This window comes from Caulobacter sp., from assembly GCF_035254145.1.
Taxonomy (GTDB): Bacteria; Pseudomonadota; Alphaproteobacteria; order Caulobacterales; family Caulobacteraceae; genus Caulobacter.
The window spans coordinates 1-5012 of the sequence record NZ_DATFAV010000043.1 but is presented as its reverse complement, the minus strand read 5'-3'; the positions used below and the strand labels follow the sequence as shown (position 1 = coordinate 5012).

General features: G+C 67.4%; 4 protein-coding genes. 2 read left to right on the top strand and 2 right to left on the bottom strand.

The features are described 5' to 3' along the window. Window positions 1-107: 107 nt before the first annotated feature. Both VJ655_RS02275 and VJ655_RS02270 read right to left on the bottom strand, forming a co-directional pair. Window positions 108-1418, bottom strand: a complete 1311-nt coding sequence (locus VJ655_RS02275; RefSeq protein ID WP_125157728.1) for an epoxide hydrolase family protein — start codon at window positions 1416-1418, stop codon at window positions 108-110. A gap of 194 nt (window positions 1419-1612) precedes the next feature. Beyond that, window positions 1613-2035, bottom strand: coding sequence for an OsmC family protein (locus tag VJ655_RS02270; RefSeq protein WP_324097819.1), 423 nt, complete (start codon window positions 2033-2035; stop codon window positions 1613-1615). Between the two features lie 151 nt (window positions 2036-2186). Between VJ655_RS02270 and VJ655_RS02265 the strand changes: the two genes are divergently transcribed. Both VJ655_RS02265 and VJ655_RS02260 read left to right on the top strand, forming a co-directional pair. Then, window positions 2187-4499, top strand: coding sequence for a TonB-dependent receptor (locus VJ655_RS02265; RefSeq protein WP_324097817.1), 2313 nt, complete (start codon window positions 2187-2189; stop codon window positions 4497-4499). A gap of 103 nt (window positions 4500-4602) precedes the next feature. Continuing rightward, window positions 4603-5012 (top strand): PAS domain-containing protein (locus tag VJ655_RS02260; RefSeq protein WP_324097815.1); only part of this gene is annotated, 410 nt, incomplete at its 3' end.

Here is a 5012-nt window from a genome sequence, read left to right as displayed (position 1 = left end):
TGGAGGGGCGGGAAACAGCGGGCATCGCGCATCCTCTGGCGACGAGTTAGGTTTCGGGGCGGATCGGACTTGGGGGGAGGAGGCCGATCCGCCCCGCCGGCCGCGGCTTAAGCGCGCCGCAGCGGCCGGAAGGCGGCCCGGAGATCCTCGGTCAGCCGCTGTGGCTGCTCCCAGGCGGCGAAGTGCCCGCCCTGGTCGTGCCGCTTGTAGAAGACGAGGTTGGGATAGGCCTTGCGCGCCCAGCTCTCGGGGGCCTGGTAAAGCTCGTCGGCGAAGGCGCTGACCGCCACTGGGATCGTCACGCCCTTCGGCGCGAAGAAGGCGAGCTTGCTTTCCCAGTAGAGTCGCGCGGACGAAACGGCCGTATTGGTCAGCCAGTAGAGCGCGACGTTGTCGACGACGTCTTCCTGCGAGAGGCCTTCCTGTTGGCCGGCGAACACCCGCGCGATCAGCTGCTGGCTCTTGGCGTCGTGGTCCAACATCCAGGCGGCCAGGCCGATGGGCGAGTCGGCCAGGGCGTAGAGCGTCTGCGGCCGGTTGGCCATCTCGTTGGCGTAGCCCAGGCCGTGCTTGTAGAAGGTGTCGAGCTGGTCGAAGGCGCGGCGCTCGTCGGGGGTCAGGCCGGCCGGGGCGGGCTCGCCATACTGCAAGGCCCTGGCCACATCGGCGGGCACGGTGGCGGGCATGTTGGTGTGAATGCCGATCAGGCCCTTGGGCTTGAGCAAGGCCATCTGCTCGGTGACGGCGTTGCCCCAGTCCCCGCCCTGGGCGACGTAGCGGGTGTAGCCAAGGCGCTGCATCAGCACGACCCAGGCCCGGGCGATCCGGATCGGATCCCATCCCGGCGTTGTCGGCTTGGCCGAAAAGCCATGGCCTGGCAGTGACGGGATCACGATGTGGAACGCGTCCGAAGCCGAACCGCCATGCGCCGTCGGGTCGGTCAACGGACCGATGATCTTCAACTGCTCGATGATGGAGCCGGGCCAGCCGTGCGTGACGATGATCGGCAGGGCGTCCGCGTGCTTGGACCTGATGTGCAGGAAATGGATGTCGAGGCCGTCGATCTCCGTCACGAAATTGGGAAGATTGTTCAGATAGGCCTCGCAGCTACGCCAGTCGTAGCGATTGGCCCAGTAGTCGGCCAAAGCCCGCATGGTGGCCAGTTGCACGCCCTGGCTGTCGTCCCCGACGGTCTCCTTCTCCGGCCACCGGGTCGCCAGGATCCGGCGCTTGGTGTCGTCGAGCGCGGCTTGGGGGATCTGGATCTTGTAGGGCCGGACGCCGACGCCGCCCGCCGGCTCGGCCGAGAGCCCGGCGATCTCGGCGGCCGCCGAACCGGCAAGGCCGATCGCCCCGGCGACGGTCGCCGACGCGGCGAGGAAGTGCCGGCGGGTGGACGGATAGAGTTCGGATTTCATGGCTGCTCTCCTCGACTTTGTCTGGAGTTCTTCGAGAACTTCAATTTCGAAGACAGCATGTATTGAGACTTTGCAGGCGCTCCATCAGACGTTGGTATTGGCGATACCTTGGTATGTGAAGGACAAGACAGGGTCAGAAATGGCAACGACCGTCGCCGGCCTGACCAGCGACGATCGCCCGCGTGACCAACCCTTCAAACCAGACTGACCGAGAGCGTGATCTCGGCGTTCAGCGCCTTGGAGACGGGGCAGTTCTTTTCGGCCTCGCGCGCGATGCGCTCGAAGCGCTCGCCGTCGATCCCTGGAACCGAGGCGCGCACGCTCAGCGCCGAGCGGGTGATCGTGAAGCCCGCTTCGTCCCGGTCCAGCGAGACCGCCGCTTCGGTGTTCAATTCGGTGGGCGTCAGCTCCGCCGCCTGCAAGGCGAAGGCCAGGGCCATGGTGAAGCAGCCAGCGTGAGCGGCCGCGATCAGCTCCTCGGGGTTCGTGCCGGGTTGAGATTCGAACCGGGTCCGGAATGAATAGGGGGTGTCGTGCAACACCCCCGAGCCGGTCGAAAGCGCGCCCTCGCCGTCGCGGCCCGAACCTCGCCAAACCGCCTGCGCCTTGCGGATCATCTGTCGCTCCCTATGCCGGACGATCCGGCCGGGCCACCATCGACGATGCGCGCGGCAAGTCGATTGGACCTTGGTGTCGCCGATACCTTGGTGCAATCGACGCCCCCCGCCTCCCCACGCGATGCTCAGGCGTGCTGATGGGGAGAGTGGCATGCACTTGGGTTGGCGGGGTTGCGGCCTGGCGTTGGTCGTCGGCATGGCGGCGGGACCAGCGCTGGCGGACGACGACGGCGGGCCATCGATCGAGCCGGTCATCGTCACGGCGCAGAAGCGCCAGCAGACGGCTGACAGCGTGAGCATGGCCATCACCGCCGCCTCGGGCGAGACCCTCCGCCTCCGAGGGATCGACGCCGTCTCAGACCTGCCGCGCCTCGTGCCGGGCTTGACCCTCCAGGAGAGCAACTTCGCCTCGACCTCGATCACCCTGCGTGGTGTTGGCTTTTTCAACAGCGACCTGGCCACGCCGCCGGCGGTGTCCATCTATCTCGACGAAGCGCCCCTCCCCTACCCCGCGATGAGCAAGCTCGTCGCCTTCGACCTGGCGAGGGTGGAAGTACTCAAGGGACCACAAGGCACACTCTTTGGCCAGAACGCCACGGGCGGCGCGGTCAACTACATCGCCGGAAAGCCTGGCGAGGTCTTCGAGGCGGGGGCGGAGGCGACCTATGGCCGCTTCAACCGCGCCCGCCTGAGCGGCTACGTCGCGGGCCCGATCTCCGACACCCTGACGGGCCGGATCGCCGTGCAAGGCCGCTGGGGCGAGGGTTGGCAAAAGAGCATCAGCCGACCAGGAGACCGCCTCGGCCGGGTTCGCGAGTTGCAAGGCCGGGCGACCGTGGAATGGCGGCCGACGGACGCGGTCACCAGCCGCCTGACCGCGACGCTGACGCATGACGGGTCCGACAGCCTGGCGGGTCAGTTCCATGCCGCCGCGCCGATCGTGCCGGCGCTGGTCATCCCTGGACTGCTCGCCTTTCCCGTCGTCGCCAAGCCGCGCGCGGCGGATTGGAGCGCAAGGGCCGTCGGCGCGGATCAGCCGTTTCCGTACGCCAGCGACACCAGCTTCTTCCAGGCGCTCTGGCGCACGGACTACCGGCTGCGGAGCGAGCTCACCCTCACGTCGCTGACAGCGTTCACGTCCCTGGACCTAGCCTACGGTCAGGATCCGAACGGCACGCCGTTCAATCTGAACGAGGTCATCGACGAGGACGGCGTGATCGCCTCCTATTTCCAAGAGCTTCGGCTATCGGGACACAAGCGGCGGCTGACCTGGCTGGTTGGCGGCAACTACGCTCATGACAAGGTCAAGGACCAGCCGCGGCAGATCTTCCGCGACGTCGACCTGTCGCACATGTTCGAGGCTCTCGATCCGCTGGCCTATGCTGACCTCAACCAGATGACCAGCCGCGTCCGTGTCGACACCGCCGCCGTGTTTGGTCGCCTCGAGTATGGGCTTACCGACACGCTGATGGTGGAAGGAGCGCTGCGCTACAACAGCGACCGGCGCAGCTTCGACAGTTGCGTGCTGGCGGTGACCGACCACTTCGCCCGCTTCTGGAACTTCTTCCGCGGCAGGGCCGCGCCGCCCACGCGCGTTGGCGACTGCATCGTCCTCGACCCCGCCAACGGCCTGCGCCCGGTCCAGAACGTCCACAGTGACCTTGACCAGGACAGCGTGTCCTGGCGCGCCGGGCTCAGCTGGAGCGCTCGACCCGGCCTGCTCGCCTACGCCAATGTCAGCAAGGGGTTCAAGGCGGGAACCGTGCCGGTGGCTTCGGTCTCGGCCGTTCCGCAATATGCTCCGATCCGGCAGGAGTCGGTCGTCGCCTACGAGGCCGGCGTCAAGGCTAGCCTCCTCGACCGACGCGTCCAGCTCAACAGCGCGGCCTACTACTACGACTATCGCGACAAGCAGTTGCGCGGCGCGGTCCAGGACGTGGCGTTCGGCCCCCTCGAGGCGCTGGTCTCGATCCCAAGGTCACATGTGCTGGGGGCGGAGGCCCAGCTGGTCGCGCGCCCGACCGAGGGCTTGGTGCTGGACGCCGCCCTCACCTACGGCCACACCCGCATCGACCGGTTCGAGGGCTTCGACGCCACTGCGGTCTTTGGCGACCAGTCCGGCACGCCATTCCCCTTCTCTCCCCCGTGGCAGGCGGTGGCCAATGTCGATTACGCCTTCCCGCTGAACGACCAGTTGCGCGGCTTCGCCGGCGGCTCGCTGACCTACCGCAGCGCCACCTACGCCGGGGTGGGCGCCCCCGAAAGCTTCCGCATCGCCGCCTACGCGCTGCTTGACCTGCGCGTCGGGATCGAGCGGGCCGACGGCCGCCTGCGCGCCTGGGCCTGGGGGCGCAACGTCACCAACGAATACTACTGGACGAACGTCTTCCTGAACGCCAACGCGGTCGCCCGTTTTGTCGGCCAACCCGCGACCTATGGCGTGACACTGGCCGCACGCTTCTGAGCATTCGACCGTGGACGTCACCTCCAACCAAGACCAAAGTACAATGGACGGCGGGTCGCGTTGGTCCGCATCGTCACCGACTGGCGGGCCATGAAAGCCAAGAATGGACACCGACCTTTGCCGACTGCTGGACGCGCTCCCCGGGATGGTCTGGACCGCCACGCCGGATGGCGCGTGCGACTTCGTCAACGAACGCTGGCGTGACTTCACCGGGGTCGGACTTGAGGCGCTGGCCGATCAAGGGTGGATTTCCTTGTTCCACCCCGAGGACGTCCCCGGCGCGTTGAGCACCTGGGCCGCGGCGCAGGCGGAGGCAAGGCCGCGAGAGATCAACATCGTGGCCCGGATCCGGCGCGCCGACGGCGTCTATCGGCGTTTGAGCCTGCAGACCCGGCCGCTCTATGACACGGGCGGGACGCTCACGGGCTGGTGCGGCGTCAACACCGACATCGAGGATCGGACTCGCGCCGAGGCGCAGCTTGCGGCCGAAAAGCGCCTGCTCGAACTCGTGGC